The organism is Dinghuibacter silviterrae, from assembly GCF_004366355.1.
Taxonomy (GTDB): domain Bacteria; phylum Bacteroidota; class Bacteroidia; order Chitinophagales; family Chitinophagaceae; genus Dinghuibacter; species Dinghuibacter silviterrae.
Genome location: NZ_SODV01000002.1, coordinates 141278 through 156641, shown reverse-complemented (window position 1 = coordinate 156641; position 15364 = coordinate 141278). Strand labels below are relative to the sequence as shown.

The 15364-nt window shown below is 57.8% G+C and carries 14 protein-coding genes; 7 read left to right on the top strand and 7 right to left on the bottom strand.

The annotated features are described in order from the left end of the window. The first annotated feature begins 3 nt into the window (after positions 1 to 3). Together EDB95_RS17870 and EDB95_RS17865 are read left to right on the top strand one after the other, a co-directional pair. Positions 4 to 3078, top strand: a complete 3075-nt coding sequence (locus EDB95_RS17870; RefSeq protein ID WP_133995498.1) for a SusC/RagA family TonB-linked outer membrane protein — start codon at positions 4 to 6, stop codon at positions 3076 to 3078. An 11-nt stretch (positions 3079 to 3089) separates the two neighbouring features. Further along, on the top strand, positions 3090 to 4664 hold the full coding sequence (locus tag EDB95_RS17865; protein ID WP_133995496.1) for a SusD/RagB family nutrient-binding outer membrane lipoprotein: 1575 nt from the start codon (positions 3090 to 3092) through the stop codon (positions 4662 to 4664). A 60-nt stretch (positions 4665 to 4724) separates the two neighbouring features. Here EDB95_RS17865 and rfbD read toward each other — a convergent pair whose 3' ends face one another. From rfbD to EDB95_RS17835, 6 genes are read right to left on the bottom strand one after another with little or no spacing between them, the layout of a single operon-like run. Further along, positions 4725 to 5588: a dTDP-4-dehydrorhamnose reductase gene (gene rfbD, locus EDB95_RS17860; RefSeq protein ID WP_133995494.1), complete on the bottom strand. Its 864-nt coding sequence runs from the start codon at positions 5586 to 5588 to the stop codon at positions 4725 to 4727. Further along, a complete protein-coding gene (gene rfbC, locus EDB95_RS17855) occupies positions 5585 to 6136 on the bottom strand; it encodes a dTDP-4-dehydrorhamnose 3,5-epimerase (RefSeq protein WP_133995492.1) in 552 nt (183 codons plus the stop codon). The genes rfbD and rfbC overlap by 4 nt, the downstream gene beginning before the upstream one ends. 8 nt (positions 6137 to 6144) lie before the next feature. Further along, the gene (gene rfbB / locus EDB95_RS17850; protein WP_133995490.1) at positions 6145 to 7194 is read right to left on the bottom strand and encodes a dTDP-glucose 4,6-dehydratase; all 1050 of its coding nucleotides are present in this window, start codon (positions 7192 to 7194) and stop codon (positions 6145 to 6147) included. Continuing rightward, on the bottom strand, positions 7194 to 8135 hold the full coding sequence (locus EDB95_RS17845; protein ID WP_133995488.1) for a UDP-glucuronic acid decarboxylase family protein: 942 nt from the start codon (positions 8133 to 8135) through the stop codon (positions 7194 to 7196). The genes rfbB and EDB95_RS17845 overlap by 1 nt, the downstream gene beginning before the upstream one ends. A gap of 4 nt (positions 8136 to 8139) precedes the next feature. Continuing rightward, the gene (locus EDB95_RS17840; protein ID WP_133995486.1) at positions 8140 to 9453 is read right to left on the bottom strand and encodes a UDP-glucose dehydrogenase family protein; all 1314 of its coding nucleotides are present in this window, start codon (positions 9451 to 9453) and stop codon (positions 8140 to 8142) included. Positions 9454 to 9463: 10 nt separating this feature from the next. Continuing rightward, positions 9464 to 10594 (bottom strand): DegT/DnrJ/EryC1/StrS family aminotransferase, encoded by a 1131-nt coding sequence (locus tag EDB95_RS17835; protein ID WP_133995484.1) that lies wholly within the window; start codon positions 10592 to 10594, stop codon positions 9464 to 9466. A gap of 45 nt (positions 10595 to 10639) precedes the next feature. Here EDB95_RS17835 and EDB95_RS17830 point away from each other — a divergent pair, with 45 nt between their 5' ends. Beyond that, complete coding sequence (locus EDB95_RS17830) at positions 10640 to 11995, top strand: 3-deoxy-D-manno-octulosonic acid transferase (RefSeq protein WP_133995482.1); 1356 nt, start codon at positions 10640 to 10642, stop codon at positions 11993 to 11995. Here the strand turns inward: EDB95_RS17830 and EDB95_RS17825 are convergent. Continuing rightward, entirely contained in the window at positions 11973 to 12572 is a 600-nt protein-coding gene (locus EDB95_RS17825) for a hypothetical protein (protein WP_133995481.1), read from the bottom strand. The genes EDB95_RS17830 and EDB95_RS17825 overlap by 23 nt on opposite strands. Positions 12573 to 13058: 486 nt before the next feature. Between EDB95_RS17825 and EDB95_RS17820 the strand changes: the two genes are divergently transcribed. The 4 genes from EDB95_RS17820 to EDB95_RS17805 all read left to right on the top strand — a co-directional run bounded on the left by EDB95_RS17820 (position 13059) and on the right by EDB95_RS17805 (position 15324). Next, positions 13059 to 13652, top strand: a complete 594-nt coding sequence (locus tag EDB95_RS17820; RefSeq protein ID WP_133995479.1) for a thymidine kinase — start codon at positions 13059 to 13061, stop codon at positions 13650 to 13652. 95 nt (positions 13653 to 13747) lie between these two features. Next, positions 13748 to 14410 (top strand): heme exporter protein CcmB, encoded by a 663-nt coding sequence (locus EDB95_RS17815; RefSeq protein ID WP_133995477.1) that lies wholly within the window; start codon positions 13748 to 13750, stop codon positions 14408 to 14410. A gap of 16 nt (positions 14411 to 14426) precedes the next feature. Further along, the gene (locus tag EDB95_RS17810; protein WP_246073734.1) at positions 14427 to 15131 is read left to right on the top strand and encodes a cytochrome c biogenesis protein; all 705 of its coding nucleotides are present in this window, start codon (positions 14427 to 14429) and stop codon (positions 15129 to 15131) included. After that, the gene (locus EDB95_RS17805) at positions 15121 to 15324 is read left to right on the top strand and encodes a CcmD family protein (protein WP_133995475.1); all 204 of its coding nucleotides are present in this window, start codon (positions 15121 to 15123) and stop codon (positions 15322 to 15324) included. The genes EDB95_RS17810 and EDB95_RS17805 overlap by 11 nt, the downstream gene beginning before the upstream one ends. Positions 15325 to 15364: the final 40 nt, after the last annotated feature.

Here is a 15364-nt window from a genome sequence, read left to right as displayed (position 1 = left end):
CTTATGAGCAAAGTGCTTACAGCCTTGCTGGTGTTCCTTTTTGCCTATAGTGCACAAGCACAGGAAGGGACCCGAAAGATTACCGGCAAGGTCCAGGAAGACGGAAGCAACAGTCCTCTTCCCGCCGCTACTATCCAGGTTAAAAACAAGAAAATCGCCGCCATCACCAATCCGAACGGTCAGTTCACCGTGACGGTCCCCGAGGGAACGGTCGTCCTCGAAGTCTCCTCGGTGGGCTATGTGACCAAAGAAGTCACGGTAGACGGTTCGATGGAATTCCTGACGATCAGCCTGGCCCTGGATTCCAAAACCCTTTCCAACGTCGTGGTCACGGCCCTCGGCGTACGCAAAACCGAAAAGTCGGTTACCTATTCTACCCAACAGGTGTCCGGGGGAGAGCTGACCCGGGTCCGCACCGACAATCTGATGGACGCCCTGGATGGGAAGGTCGCCGGGGTCACTATTTCTCCCAGCTCCTCTGGTGTGGGTGGCTCGGCCAAGGTCATCCTCCGCGGCAGCCGTTCCGCGGCCGGGGGCAACCAGCCGCTGTATGTCATCGACGGTATCCCCATCTCCAACGCCTCCAATTCCAACATGCAGCCCAACAGTACGTATGGCGGCGCCACGAACGTGGATGGGGGAGACGGTATTTCCAACCTCAACCCCGACGACATCGAAAGCATCACGATCCTGAAGGGCGCTTCGGCCTCCGCGTTGTATGGAAGTCAGGCGGCCAACGGGGTGATCGTCATCACCACCAAAAAAGGCAGGGTCGGGCATACCCAGATCCAGTTCTCTTCGCTGGCCTCCATGGACAACATTGCCTACAAACCCAAGTTCCAGGACGGATACGGGCAAACGTCCGCCGGCGCTACGACGAGCTGGGGTTCCAAGTTGTCCTCCGGGGCCTCCGACAACCTCAAGGACTTTTTCCAGACGGGGGATAACTTCACCAACTCCATCAGCCTGTCCGGGGGATCTGACCTCGCACAGACCTATTTTTCCTACGCCAATACCACTGCCCGGGGCGTGGAACCGGGGAACAAGCTCACCCGGAATAACTTTAACTTCCGGGAAACGGGGCACTTCCTCAACAACAGACTGACGGTGGACGCCAATATCTCCTACATCACCCAGGAGATCAACAATACACCGGGCATGGGTCTGTACTTCAATCCCCTGACCGGTTTGTACCTTTTCCCCCGCGGTGTAGACATCACCCCTTATAAGAACAACTACGAAGGGGCTGTTGGGTCCAACGGGGCGCCCACCCAAAACTGGCCGTTTAACGAGGACGTACAGCAAAATCCCTGGTGGATCATCCACCGCAACCCCAACGACGGCAAACGCAACCGCATCCTGATCAACGCCAGCGCCAAGTATGACTTTGCCCCCTGGCTGAACGTCCAGGTACGGGGGAACGTCGACCGGGCCAACGATACCTACGAGCAGGACCTGTATGCAGGTACCATCGGGGTCTTGTCGCAACCCAACGGTCAGTTCCTGTATACGAACCAAACCCTGACCTCCAAATACGGGGACGTGCTCGTTAATTTCAGCCCCGCCGCATTCTCCGGCTTTAAACTGGACGGGCTTGTGGGGAGCAGCATCACCGACGTCAATACCATTGGGTCGACGCTGGGACCGGACATCAACGGGAACTACACCGCCCCCGGTCTTTTTATCCCGAACATCTTCACCGGTCAAAACCTGGTAGCGGCCAACGGCGGCACCGCGGGCAGCAACGACCTGGCCCTGCCCAACAACCACAACCAGATCCAGTCCATCTTTGCCAACGTAAACCTCTCGTACAAGGAATGGGCCTACCTGACCCTGACCGGCAGAAACGACTGGTCTTCCAACCTGGCCTTTACGCCCAACGAGTCCTACTTCTATCCTTCCGTAGGGTTGTCGGTGATCCTCAGCCAGCTCCTCAAGCTGCCCAGCGCGATCAACTACCTGAAGGTGCGCGGGACGTATGCCCAGGTCGGGAATACGGTACCCAATTATGTAACCAATCCCCTGGCCCACTTCGGTACGGCAGGAGCGGTCGTCCTGAACTCGGTCGCGCCCTTCCCCACCCTGAAACCGGAAAAAACAAAATCCACAGAGCTGGGCGCCGACTTCCGGTTGCTGGACAATCGCCTCACCGCCAGCTTTACCTGGTACAAATCGAATACCCTCAACCAATTCATCCAGGTGACTCCCTCCGCGACCACCACGTTCTCGAAAGGGTATGTCAATGCGGGGAACATCCAAAACGAAGGGATTGAATTCATGCTGGGATATGACGTCGTCCGGGCGTCGCACTTCACCTGGAACACGGCCTTCAACGGGTCTACCAACCAGAACAAGGTGATCGACGTGGACGCAAAGGACGGGATCAACCAATTCATCATCACCCCCAACTTTAACAACAGCTACGAATCGATCTTGTCCAAGGGCGGCTCTTACGGGGACATCTACGGCGTCACCCTGCAAAAGAACGCGCAAGGCCAAATCATGATCGGCTCCGGTGGTCTTCCCCTGACCAACAACGGGTTTAACCTTATCGGCAATCCTAACCCCAAATTCCAATTGGGTTGGAGCAACACCCTTACATACAAGAACCTGACGTTCTCCTTCCTGATCGACGGCAAGTTCGGCGGCAACGTCCTGTCGATGACCCAGGCCATGCTGGACCAATACGGCGTGTCCGAGGTGACCGGCCAGGCAAGGGACGCCGGTGCCGTGAAAATAAACGGCGTTGGTCCCAACGGGATCGCCGTCACCACGATCAACCCGCAAACCTGGTATACCACGATCGGCGGACGCGCCGGCATCACCGGGGAGTATATGTATAGCGCCACCGTCGTCCGGTTGAGGGAAGCCGCGCTGGGGTATACCTTCCCCCTGAAGTCGACCATTGTCAAGAACTTACGGCTTTCCGTCACGGGCAGGAATCTTTTGTATTTCTCCAAAAAAGCGCCCTATGATCCCGAGCTGACGATGTCCACCGGTAACGGTCTTTCCGGGGTGGATGTCTTCAGCCAGCCCGCTACGCGCAACTTAGGCGTCAACCTAAACGTCACCTTCTAAAATCGTTTGCGATGAACCATTCTTTCAGATACCGTGCGCTCCTCCTGCTGTCTTTGGCGGGTCTGGGTGGCTGCACGAAGAATTTTGACAAATACAATACGGACAATACAGGCCTGACCAGCAGCCAGTTTCAGATCGGGAAGGTCTATCCCGGCATACAAACCGCCATCTTCGGAGAGGAAAATGCCTACCAGCTCGACCAGAACCTGAACGCGGATTGTTATGCGGGATACATGATGTCTCCCGATCCGTTCCGCGGCAACATCAACAACCTCAGCTATAGCCTCGTGGACGGATGGAACCAGAATCCATGGAACGACGCCTATACGCTGGCGATGGGCCCGATCAACGCCATCGAGAAAGCGGGGATTCCCGCCTCCGCCCCGGACTTCTGGGCCATTGCCCTCATCCTGAAAGTAGAGACCATGGACCGGCTGACCGACAAGTTCGGCCCCATCGCGTTGAGCCAGGTGGGTCTTTCGGTCCTGTCCACACCCTACGACGCCCAGCAAAGCGTCTACCAGCAGTTCTTTGGCGAACTCGACACAGCTGTCGCCAACCTCCAGGCGTACATCGCGGCCAACCCGGGGAGCAAACCCTTTGCGTCCTTTGACCTGGTTTACGGGGGCGACTACACGGAGTGGCTCAAGTTTGCCAATTCCCTCCGGTTGCGCCTCGCTATGCACCTGACAAAGATCGATGTCGCTACCGCCCAGGCCCAGGCGGAAAAAGCCCTGGCGGCTTCGGGTGGCCTGATGTCGGTTCCCGCGGACAACGCGGCGGTGTCCGGCGGTGGTTACCACAACCCGTTGTTTGTCATCACCACCAGTTGGACCGATATTTCCATGGGCGCACCCGTAGAGTCCTATATGGTGGGCTACAACGATCCCCGTTTGCCGAAGTATTGTTCCCCGGCCACGGATTCCCGTTTTGCGGGTCAGTACGTAGGCATTCGCATCGGGTCCGCGATCACGGCCAAGCCCGGATACACGGGGTATTCCACGCTCAACCCCCAGACGTGTGTGGCCAGCGCGCAACCCATGCTGATGATGACCGCGGCCGAGGTTTGGTTCCTCAAGGCGGAAGCCGCTCTACGCGGCTGGACCGGCGCGGGCACGGCGCAAACCGACTATGAGACCGGCATCACCACCTCCATGAACCAATGGGGCGTGTCACCCGGCGCGTACCTCACGGACGCCACGAGCACACCGGCAAATTACACCGACCCGGGCAACGCCGCCAACAACGCAACGGCAGCGTCCACGATCACCATTGCCTGGAATCCTGCCGCCACCAACGAGCAAATGCTGGAACGCATCATCACCCAGAAGTGGATCGCGATGTTCCCCGAGGGACAGGAAGCCTGGACGGAATACCGGCGCACCGGTTACCCCAAGCTTTTCCCCGTGGTCAACAACAACAGCAACGGCACGATCGACAGCCAGATACAGATCCGCCGTCTCGCCTATCCGCAAAACGAATACAGCACCAACAACGCCGCGGTTACCGCCGCCGTCAAGGTGCTCGGAGGCCCGGACAACGGGGGTTCCCGTCTGTGGTGGGACGTGAATAAAGGAAACTTCTAAAGTCAGTTGGGGTATTTACATACAGGAAAGGGGCCGCCCGTCATGGGTGGCCTCTTCTTTTTAGAACCGCGCCAGGCAACGCCTCAGGCTGTCCTTCCAGTCGCAGATGTCCACGTCGAAGGCTTCTTCGATACGCGTCGTGTCGAGGACCGAATAAGCCGGTCTGCGGGCAGGAGTAGGATATTGCGCGGTGGTCAGGGGATGGATGACACAGGGTGCCTGGATCAATTCCTTGACGGCCGACGCCAGGTCGAACCAGGTGATTTCTCCACGGTCTGCATAGTGATACACGCCATGGAAACGATTGTCCGAACACTGTTTGTATTCGGCAACGATCCCCAGGAGCGCCTTGGCCAGGTTTCGTGCGTAGGTGGGACGGCCCAACTGGTCGGCGACTACGCCGATGGATTCTTTTTCCCTCAACAACCGGAGCATCGTTTTTACAAAGTTCTTCCCGTAATAGGAGTACACCCAGGAGGTGCGCACGATCACGACCTTTTTATGAGCCGCCAGCGCCAGGCGCTCACCTTCGAGCTTTGAGGCACCGTAAACACCCAGGGGCGAAACGGGGTCGGTTTCGCGGTAAGGTTGTTTCCCTTCCCCGTTAAAGACGTAGTCTGTAGAAACATGGAGTAATAAGGCGTTATAACGTGCGCACAACAACGCGAGCGCACCCACCGCGGTGCCGTTAATAGCATACGCCTGCTCTTTCTCGCTTTCCGCCTTATCCACCGCCGTATAGGCAGCGGCGTTAATGCACACCGAAGGCTGTACCCGATCAAAGGCCTCTGCCAGCAGGCCAGCGTTGTCCAGCGGCAAATCCGACCGGTCGAAAAAATGAAATGTCCAGTCCGAATGCGCCTCGGCCAGATCCCTCAGCTCGCTGCCGAGCTGTCCGCCCGCCCCTGTGACCAGGATATTCATGCAAAATGATTTTCGGCCTCCGCCAGCACCGGCAGCTCCACATCCTTGGTGGATAAAACCGCGTGTTCCGCAGGTATCTTCCAGTCGATGTTCAAAGAAGGGTCGTCATACCGGATGCCGCCCTCGGCCGCCTTGTTATAAAAATTATCGCACTTATACAGGATTTCCGCCGTTTCGCTCAGCACCGAATACCCGTGGGCGAATCCCCTGGGCACCAGCAACTGGCGTTTGTTGGCAGCCGATAGTTCTATCGCAAAGACCTTTCCATAAGTGGGAGAGCCCTTGCGTATATCGACGACAACGTCCAGGATCGTCCCTTCCAGGGACCGGATCAACTTTGTCTGGGCGTAAGGCTCATGCTGGAAGTGAAGCCCGCGGATCACCCCGTAGGTCGACCGCGCCTGGTTGTCCTGCACCCAGGTCCGCTCAAAACCTTCCGCCTCGAATACTTTCTGGTTGTAGCTTTCAAAAAAATATCCCCTGTCGTCGTGAAAGACGCGCGGTTCATAAACTACCAGACCCTCAAAACCGGTTTCAAAAAAGGGCATATAATATATCAGTGTTTGCCGTATTGCTTCGTATAGTATTGCTGGTATGCCCCGGAGGTCACGTGTTCGATCCAGTCCTCGTTGGCGATGTACCAGTCGACGGTCTTCTCCAGACCCTCTTCAAACGTAATGGACGGGACCCAGCCCAGCTCCCGTTTGAGTTTGCCGGCATCGATGGCGTACCGGAAGTCGTGCCCCGCCCTGTCCTTGACATAGGTGATCAGCAAGGCCGACGTGCCTTCGCTCCGTTTCAGCTTGCGGTCCATGATACGGCAAAGGAGGTGGACGATGTCGATGTTTTTCCACTCGTTGTGGCCGCCGATATTATAGGTATCTCCCGGTTTGCCCTGGTGAAAGATCACGTCTATGGCGCGGGCATGGTCATCCACCCAAAGCCAGTCGCGGACATTTTCGCCCTTCCCGTACACCGGCAGCGGCTTGCCCTGCATGATATTATTGATCATCAGCGGGATCAGCTTTTCCGGAAACTGGTGCGACCCGTAGTTGTTGGAGCAATTGCTGACCACGGCCGGAATCCCGAAGGTATGGTTGTAGGCCCTGACCAGGTGGTCGGAAGAAGCCTTTGACGCGGAATAAGGAGAACGGGGGTCATAAGGGGTCTCTTCCGTAAAGAAACCCTGATCGGTGAGGGATCCAAAGACCTCGTCGGTGGACACGTGATAAAACAGCTTCCCCTCCATCTGGTCCTTCCAGTGCGTCCGTACCGCATTCAGTAAGACCGCCGTCCCCAGGACATTCGTCCGTACGAAGTCCATGGGGCTGTGGATCGACCGGTCCACGTGGCTTTCCGCCGCCAGGTGGATCACGTGGTCAAAGCCGTGCTCCGCAAAGATGCCGTTGATAAAAGCTTCGTCGGTGATGTCGCCCTTGATAAAATGATAGTTGGGCGACGATTCCACATCCCTGAGGTTCTCCAGGTTACCGGCGTAAGTGAGTGCGTCCAGGTTGTACACCTGGTACGCGGGGTATTTTTTTACAAACAAACGGACCACGTGGGAACCGATAAAACCGGCGCCACCGGTGACGAGTATCTTCATTATATGACTTCTTTAAAGTAGGCCAACGTCTTTTTCAAACCTTCGCTCCGGGAAACCGCGGGCATCCATCCCAACAGCTCCTGGGCCTTGGTGATGTCGGGTTTGCGTTGTTTGGGATCGTCCTGGGGCAGGGGTTTGTAGATGATCTTGCTCTTCGAGCCGGTCAGCTTCAGGATCTCTTCCCCGAATTCCTTGATGGTGATTTCATCCGGGTTACCGACATTGACCGGGTGAGGATAGTCGCTCAGCAACAGCCGGTAAATGCCTTCCACCAGGTCGTCCACATAACAGAAGGAACGGGTCTGGGAACCATCCCCAAAGGCGGTCAGGTCTTCCCCCCTCAATGCCTGTCCGATAAAGGCGGGCAGGACACGGCCGTCGTCGAGCCGCATCCGGGGTCCGTACGTATTAAAGATCCGGACAATCCTTGTTTCCAGCTTATGGAAGGTATGATAGGCCATCGTGATGGACTCCTGGAAACGCTTGGCTTCGTCGTATACGCCGCGCGGACCGACGGGGTTGACATTTCCCCAATAGCTCTCGTTCTGGGGATGCACCAGGGGATCGCCATACACTTCGGAGGTCGACGCCACCAGGATACGGGATCCTTTCGAACGCGCCAGTCCCAGCAGGTTGTGCGTCCCCAGGGAGCCCACTTTCAGCGTCTGGATCGGCATCTTGAGGTAGTCGATCGGGCTGGCGGGGCTGGCGAAGTGCAGGATATAGTCCAGGTCACCGGGAACGTGTACGAACTTGGTCACGTCATGGTGATAGTACTCGAAGTCTTCCAGGGGGAACAGGTGCTCGATGTTCTTGATGTTCCCCGTGAGCAGGTTGTCCATGCCCACGACCTTGTAGCCCTCCCGGATAAACCGGTCACAAAGATGGGAGCCCAGGAAACCGGCTGCACCCGTGATCAAAACGCGTTTCTTTCTTTGCATGGAATTATGGTTTAACCGGCCTCCTGCCAATACTTTCGTAGTAATAACCCAGGGAAGCCATCAGAGGTCCTTCAAATACGTTCCGTCCGTCAAAAATAACCTTTTGTGCCAGCTTCGTCTCCATCAGGTCAAAATCCGGTGTCCGGAAGGCACCCCACTCCGTGGCAATCACCAACGCTTCCGCGCCTTCCAGGGCGTCGTACTGGTTCTCTGCAAAAGTAATTTTATCCCCCACCATGCGTTTGACCCCCGGCATCGCCTCGGGGTCGAAGGCGGTGACGACGGCCCCTTCCGCCAGCAAGGCGTCGATGATATATAAGGCCGGCGCTTCCCGGATGTCGTCCGTATTGGGTTTGAAGGACAGCCCCCACAACGCGATCTTTTTCCCGCGGAGGCTGCCGCCAAAAAAGCGTTTTACTTTGGGGACCAGGTAGGTCTTTTGCTCCTGGTTGACGTCCATCACCGAGCGCAGGATCTTGAATTCATACCCCACTTCGTCCGCCGAACGCGAGAGCGCCTGCACATCCTTGGGGAAACAGCTCCCGCCGTACCCGATGCCCGGGAAAAGAAACCGTTTCCCGATGCGTTCATCCCCCCCGATACCCTTGCGCACCATATCCACATCCGCGTCCAGGCGTTCGCACATACGGGCGATTTCGTTCATAAACGTGATCTTCGTCGCCAGGAAGGCGTTGGCCGCGTACTTCGTCAGTTCGGCGGAACGCTCGTCCATATAAATGATCGGGTTCCCCTGGCGGACAAAAGGCGCATACAGCTGTTGCATCAGCGCGTTCGCCCTTTCCGACGACGACCCGATGACCACCCGGTCCGGTTTCATAAAGTCGTCCACGGCAACCCCTTCGCGAAGGAATTCCGGGTTGGACACCACGTCGAATTCGACTTTGGCATTGGCCGCGATCGCTGCCCGAACCTTGTCGGCCGTACCGACGGGGACCGTGCTCTTGTCCACGATCACCGCATAGGCGTCGAGGATCTTACCCAGCTCCTTGGAAACACCCAGGACATAGCTCAGATCCGCAGATCCGTCTTCTCCCGGGGGGGTAGGCAGGGCAAGGAAAATAATTTGCGCCCCTTTGATTCCCTCGGCCAGGCTGGTCGTGAAATGAAGGCGGTTCTCTTTCAGATTTCTTAGGAAAAGGTGGTCCAGACCGGGTTCATAGATGGTGATCGTCCCCCCTTGCAGCTTCTCGACTTTAGCTTTGTCGATATCCACGCAGGTGACTGTATTCCCCGTTTCTGCAAAACAGGTCCCTGTGACAAGTCCGACATATCCTGTACCAACGACGGCAATACGCATAGATTAGGTTTTAAGCGTTCAAATATTCCAATACAGAACCCGTAATGTGAAACAGTTGTTGATCGTCCAGCTCCGTATGCATGGGCAGGGAGATGACCTTCGTGGTCAGGTCGTCCGTCACGGGCAGGTGAGGCATCACGCCGCCCTTTCCGGCGAACATCTGCTGCCGGTGACCCGGTACCGGGTAGTAGATCATCGACGGGATCTGCCTGGACGCCAGGAAGGTATTCAACCCGCCCCTGTCCGCCCCTTCCAGTTGGAGCGTATACTGGTGAAAAACATGGTGCGTATACGGCGCCCGGTAAGGCGTCCTGATCTTGGCATGCCCCGCAAAAGCAGCGTCATAGAAATCCGCCACCTTCCTCCGGGCGGCAATGTACCCGTCCAGTTCCTTCAGCTTGACCCGCAGGATCGCCGCCTGGATAGAATCCAGCCGCGAATTGCAGCCCACGACGTCGTGGTAATATTGTTTACTCTGGCCATGGTTGGCGATCATCCTCAGCTTAGCCGCCAGCGCGTCGTCGTCCGTGCAGATCGCACCCCCGTCCCCATAGCAGCCCAGGTTTTTGGAGGGGAAAAAGGACGTGCAACCCGCCAGCCCCAGCGTGCCGGTCTTTTTGGTGGTCCCGTCCGGGAAGGTATACGTCGAGCCGATCGCCTGCGCATTATCCTCGATCACCGGGATGCCATGCTTGTCCGCCACCGCCAGGATCTCCGCCATGGGTGCCGCCTGTCCGTACAAATGGACGGGGACAATGGCCTTGGTCCTCGGGGTAATGGCCGCTTCCAGCGCCTTCGGGTCTATGCAAAAGGTCTTCGGATCCACCTCCACAAAAACCGGCGTTAGCCCCAGCAGGGCCACCACCTCGGTCGTGGCGATATAGGTAAAGCTCGGCGTGATGACCTCATCCCCCCGTTCCAGCCTCAGGGCCATCAAAACGATCTGGAGCGCGTCCGTCCCGTTGGCACACGGGATCACATTTTTCACACCCAGGTATTCCGCCAGCTCATGCGCAAAAGACTGAACCGCCGGACCGTTGATATACCGGGCCGTGTCCAGGACCTCCCGGATGCCCTCGTCGATCTGATCCTTGATCCGGGCATACTGTTGCTGAAGGTCTACCATTTGTATCGCGCGCATATTCATTTTTTAGGCGGGGCAAAAATAGTTATAGTTTTACCTTCTATGTACCGGACCTTCATTTTTTTATATCCCTTATTCGTACGGCTCGCCTCCCTATGGAACCCCAAGGCCCGCGGGTGGGTCCGGGGAAGAAAAGGCCTCCTGGAGGACCTGGAAAGCCGTTTCCGGGGGGAAAACCGGCCCGTGGCCTGGTTCCACTGCGCGTCCCTCGGCGAATTCGAACAGGGAAGACCCCTCATCGAAGGCCTCCGGAAGACCCACCCCGGGGTCTGCATCCTCCTCACGTTTTTCTCCCCTTCCGGTCTGGAGATCAGCAAAAAGTACACCGGCGCCGACGTCATCTGCTATCTGCCCATGGACGGCCCCCGCAACGCCCGCGCCTTCCTGCAGGCCGTAAAGCCCGCCATCGCCGTCTTTGTCAAATATGAATTCTGGCATTTTTACCTCTCCGCTCTCCGGCGCACCGGGGTCCCCACCCTCCTGGCCAGCGCCGTCTTCCGCGCCGACCAGCCCTTTTTCCGCTGGTATGGGGGATTTTGGAGGAAAATGCTCGGGTGTTTTACCCGGATCTTTGTGCAGGACCAGGTGTCCCTGGAGCTTTTAGCCGGCCTGGGCCTGACGGATCGCATCCAATGGAGTGGTGATACTCGATTCGACCGGGTACTGGAGCTTACCGGTGCCGCGCTCCCCGCACTTGCCGGGGCCGCATCGCCGCACGACCTTGCCGGTGGTGCGACGCTCCCGGCGACCGCCGCGCCCCACGCCCCCGCGGCGGCCCGGCCACTGGACCCCGCCCTCGCACCGGCCGCCGCCTTCTCCGGGGACGGCCCCGTCATCGTCGCCGGCAGCACCTGGGACGAGGACGAAAAGGAACTCGTCCACTTCGCGCGGACCCACCCCCATATCCGGTTTATCCTCGCCCCCCACGAAATCAGCAAGGAACATATACGTGCCATCCAGCACGCCTTCCCCGAAAGCGTACCTTACTCGACCTATACCCCCGGCACCCACGCCCGCTGCCTGATCATCGACAACATCGGTATGCTGTCCCGGCTCTACCAGCTCGGCACCATCACCTTTGTCGGCGGTGGTTTCGGGGGAGACGGCGTCCACAACGTCCTGGAGGCCGCCGTTTGGGGCAAACCCGTTGTGTTCGGCCCCATCTTCGACAAATACAGGGAAGCCACCGAGCTCATCGAGGCCGGTGGCGGGTTCACGGTGGACAATGCCCTGGCACTGGAAAGCTGTTTCCGCCAACTGCTCGACCACCCCGACACCCTTGCCGCGGCCGGACAGGCCGCAAGGGCATACGTAGAGCGGGAGGCTGGCGCCACCGGGCGCATCCTTAGTTATATACAGGAAATGGACGTATGGGTCAGGCCGAAAAACGTCTCCTGACCAACTGGTAGAACAGCTGGGTGCTGTGTTTATTCTGGTCCCAGGCCAGCTTCAGCTTCAACTCCCGTTCCATCCAATAATAGGCCTCCTGGAAAATGGAGAAATTGTTGATGGTCTTGATCGACCGTTCGTACATCGTTTCGTCCCCCCGGAACAACTCGCTGATAAAGAGGTACCTGTCGTTAATTCCCACGGCCTTGCGCAGGTCCTTGACCGGCGTTTCCGTGAGCCGCGCGCTGACCTCCTTCTGCTCCGGCTTTTGCTCCTTCAAAGCGTCGTTCAGCGAACGGCTCGCTTCCCCAGCCATCACGTCGTTGAGCTCCTTCCCCCGGGCTTCCTGCGGAATCTGGTGGGTCAGGGTCGGCACTTCCCGGATGGGGTTGTACCGCGCAGGTTCAGCCTCGCGGGTCGCGGGCCGCGGCTGCGGTTCCGTGTACGTCGGGCGCGACTGCGGCTCTGTGTACGCGGGGCGCGTCTGCGGCTCTGGCTCCGCATACGACGGGCGCGGCGGCGCTTGGGCAGCGGGCTGATACACGGGCGCCGCGCTCGGCTGCGCCGGTGACGCCTCCCCATACATCGGCCGCGTCTGCGGCTGGTACGGCGCGTGCTCGGGCGGCGCATCGGCCGCGGGCCGGGCCGGGGCTGCGGGCGCCGGTTGCGGTTCCGCATACGCCGGGCGTGCCGGCGGCTGCTCCGTATAAGCCGGCCTCGCCGCCGCCACCCTCGCGGGCTCGGCGCGCTCCTCCTGCACGGGAGCAGGCGCGTCGTTCGGCAAATACCGTTCGTGTTCGGTGTTGGAAATTTTGCTAGGGATAGGTCGATGGTTGCCCGGCAGCACCACAGCTACATGAGGGGAGGCGGGCACGGTCCCCTTTTGGAGATGATACCTCAGTTCTCCTTCGAGCAACTGAGTAGACAGTAAAAGTTGTTCAATATCAGCCCCTGCTGCAAACTGTTCCCGTAATTTTTCGATCAAAGCACTGATTCGTTCCATGGAATTGAATTACGTTTGCACAAGTCGGAGTGAAGTTACAAACACTTTGCCAGAATTAGTTTAGACCGTATGTTTATTGAACCGCACTGGACAGGAGGTGAAAGAAGAGGATGGATCGAAGTCATCTGCGGGTCGATGTTCTCAGGAAAAACCGAGGAGTTGATCCGTCGCCTCAAACGCGCCCGGATCGCCCATCAGAAAACAGAAATTTTCAAACCGTCCATCGATACCCGTTACGCCGAAAGAGACATTGTATCCCACGACGAACGCCACATTCCCTCCACTCCCATCGATAACTCCCAGGAGATCCTTTTATTGTCACAGGACATGGACGTCGTCGGCATAGACGAGGCCCAGTTCTTCGACGCCGAACTCCCTTTCGTGTGTGACCAGCTCGCCCTACAGGGCATGCGGGTCATCGTGGCCGGTCTTGACATGGACTTCAAGGGCAACCCATTCGGTCCGATGCCCGCCCTTCTGGCTAAGGCCGATTACATCACCAAGCTACACGCCATTTGCGTCTGCTGCGGTCACATCGCCTCCTATTCTTATCGCAAGGTCTCCGCCAAGGGGCAGTTGCTCCTCGGCGAAGCCGAATCCTACGAGCCGCGCTGCCGCAAATGCTACACCGCGGGACCGGCAGCCGACCGCCGTGCCGGGTAATAACGCCACGGCCGCCGACAGGCGCACCAGGTTATAACGAAGGCCACGGCCGATAAATTGCGGCCCTTTGCGCCGCGCGCCCTATTTTTGCCCCCATGTCCTCCAGCGCCAAGATCCTCCGGCTCCTCCGTAAAGACATCCTTCTGGAGATCCGCCAGCAATATGCCCTGTATGGCATCCTATTATACGTCGCGTCGACCATCTTCGTCCTGTATATGGCCATGGGCCGGCCCGAAGCGGACGTCTGGAACGGGCTTTTCTGGATGATCCAGCTTTTTATATGTGTCAACGCCGTGGCCAAAAGCTTCCTCCAGGACTCCCGGGAAAGGATGCTCTATTTCTATAACATCGCCGGACCGGTCGACTTTATCCTGTCCAAGCTGCTATACAACCTGCTTTTGATGTTGACCATGAGCCTGTTAAGCCTCCTGGTCTTTACCCTCCTGCTGGGCGCCCCGATGATGAGACCCGGGCTTTTCCTGGGGATTACCTGTCTGGGCGGGATCAGCCTCAGCCTGGTGTTTACCCTGCTGGCCGCCATTGCCTCCAAGGCCCGCCAGCAGGCCGCGTTACTCGCGATCCTGGGGTTCCCCCTGATCATCCCGCAGATCATGCTCCTGGTCCGCCTTTCCAGGGACGCCTTTGGGGAGGTCTTCCGTGCCGGGGCCGTATGGAAAATAACCGCGCTCCTGGTGGGTTTCGACGGTATGGTCGTCCTGCTGTCCATCATTCTTTTCCCCTTTTTATGGAAAGATTGAACCAACCCCCGTATTTTTGCACGCACATTTTCTGGACATTATGATGCGGCAGTATTGGTGGAAAATAGTCTCGGTCGTCCTGCTTCTGTACACTTTTACAGCGGGATTCCTGACACCGGTGCCGGACCTGGGGAACCTCCACCAGTCCATTCGGAATCTTTATTTCCACGTACCGATGTGGGCTGCCATGATGACCCTTTTTTCGGTTTCGGTGGTCAATGCGGTGCTGTACCTGCGCAAACCCGATCCGGCCTACGACCTCCGTTCTTCCCGGTATGCCGGAACCGGGATGATCTTCAGCCTGTTGGGCCTTGTGACCGGGATGATCTGGGCCCGGTATTCGTGGGGCGAGTTCTGGAGCAACGACCCCAAGCAACTCGGTACCGCCATTGCCATCCTGATCTACCTGGCCTATGGCGTATTAAGGAATTCCATTACCGACCTCGACAAAAGGGGCCGGGTCAGTGCTGTGTATAACATTTTTGCATACTGTATTCTTTTCCCTACCATCTTTATCCTGCCCAGGATGGTCCAGTCCCTGCACCCCGGCGGTCAGGGCGTGGAAGGCAACCCGGGGCTCGGGGGCGACAACCTCGACCCCATCATGGCACGGGTGTTCTTCCCGGCCATGATCGGATGGAGCCTTCTGGCGGTCTGGATCGCCAGCCTCCAGGTACGGTACAGCATCCTTCATGAAAAAGCGACGAACCATGACGCGTAGATTGACGAGTGTCTTCCTGCTGATCGGCCTTTCCGTACGGGCAATTGCCCAGGATACGGCTCAAAATCAAGGTTTTATGGAATCAAGCGGGAAGATCAGGGTCGTCATGGCCGTTTGCCTGGTCATACTGATCGGCCTTATTTTATACCTGTTCCGGCTTGACCGGAAGATCTCCCGTTTGGAGAAAAAGTAACGACACTCCGCTTCACCCATACTAACGATGCAAATTAAGT

Bases quoted from the DNA above. Each gene is read 5' to 3' on its own strand.
- EDB95_RS17870 (WP_133995498.1), top strand. From the start codon at position 4: ATGAGCAAAGTGCTTACAGCCTTGCTGGTGTTCCTTTTTGCCTATAGT.
- EDB95_RS17865 (WP_133995496.1), top strand. From the start codon at position 3,090: ATGAACCATTCTTTCAGATACCGTGCGCTCCTCCTGCTGTCTTTGGCG.
- rfbD (WP_133995494.1), bottom strand. From the start codon at position 5,588: ATGAATATCCTGGTCACAGGGGCGGGCGGACAGCTCGGCAGCGAGCTG.
- rfbC (WP_133995492.1), bottom strand. From the start codon at position 6,136: ATGCCCTTTTTTGAAACCGGTTTTGAGGGTCTGGTAGTTTATGAACCG.
- rfbB (WP_133995490.1), bottom strand. From the start codon at position 7,194: ATGAAGATACTCGTCACCGGTGGCGCCGGTTTTATCGGTTCCCACGTG.
- EDB95_RS17845 (WP_133995488.1), bottom strand. From the start codon at position 8,135: ATGCAAAGAAAGAAACGCGTTTTGATCACGGGTGCAGCCGGTTTCCTG.
- EDB95_RS17840 (WP_133995486.1), bottom strand. From the start codon at position 9,453: ATGCGTATTGCCGTCGTTGGTACAGGATATGTCGGACTTGTCACAGGG.
- EDB95_RS17835 (WP_133995484.1), bottom strand. From the start codon at position 10,594: ATGCGCGCGATACAAATGGTAGACCTTCAGCAACAGTATGCCCGGATC.
- EDB95_RS17830 (WP_133995482.1), top strand. From the start codon at position 10,640: ATGTACCGGACCTTCATTTTTTTATATCCCTTATTCGTACGGCTCGCC.
- EDB95_RS17825 (WP_133995481.1), bottom strand. From the start codon at position 12,572: ATGTATGGGGAGGCGTCACCGGCGCAGCCGAGCGCGGCGCCCGTGTAT.
- EDB95_RS17820 (WP_133995479.1), top strand. From the start codon at position 13,059: ATGTTTATTGAACCGCACTGGACAGGAGGTGAAAGAAGAGGATGGATC.
- EDB95_RS17815 (WP_133995477.1), top strand. From the start codon at position 13,748: ATGTCCTCCAGCGCCAAGATCCTCCGGCTCCTCCGTAAAGACATCCTT.
- EDB95_RS17805 (WP_133995475.1), top strand. From the start codon at position 15,121: ATGACGCGTAGATTGACGAGTGTCTTCCTGCTGATCGGCCTTTCCGTA.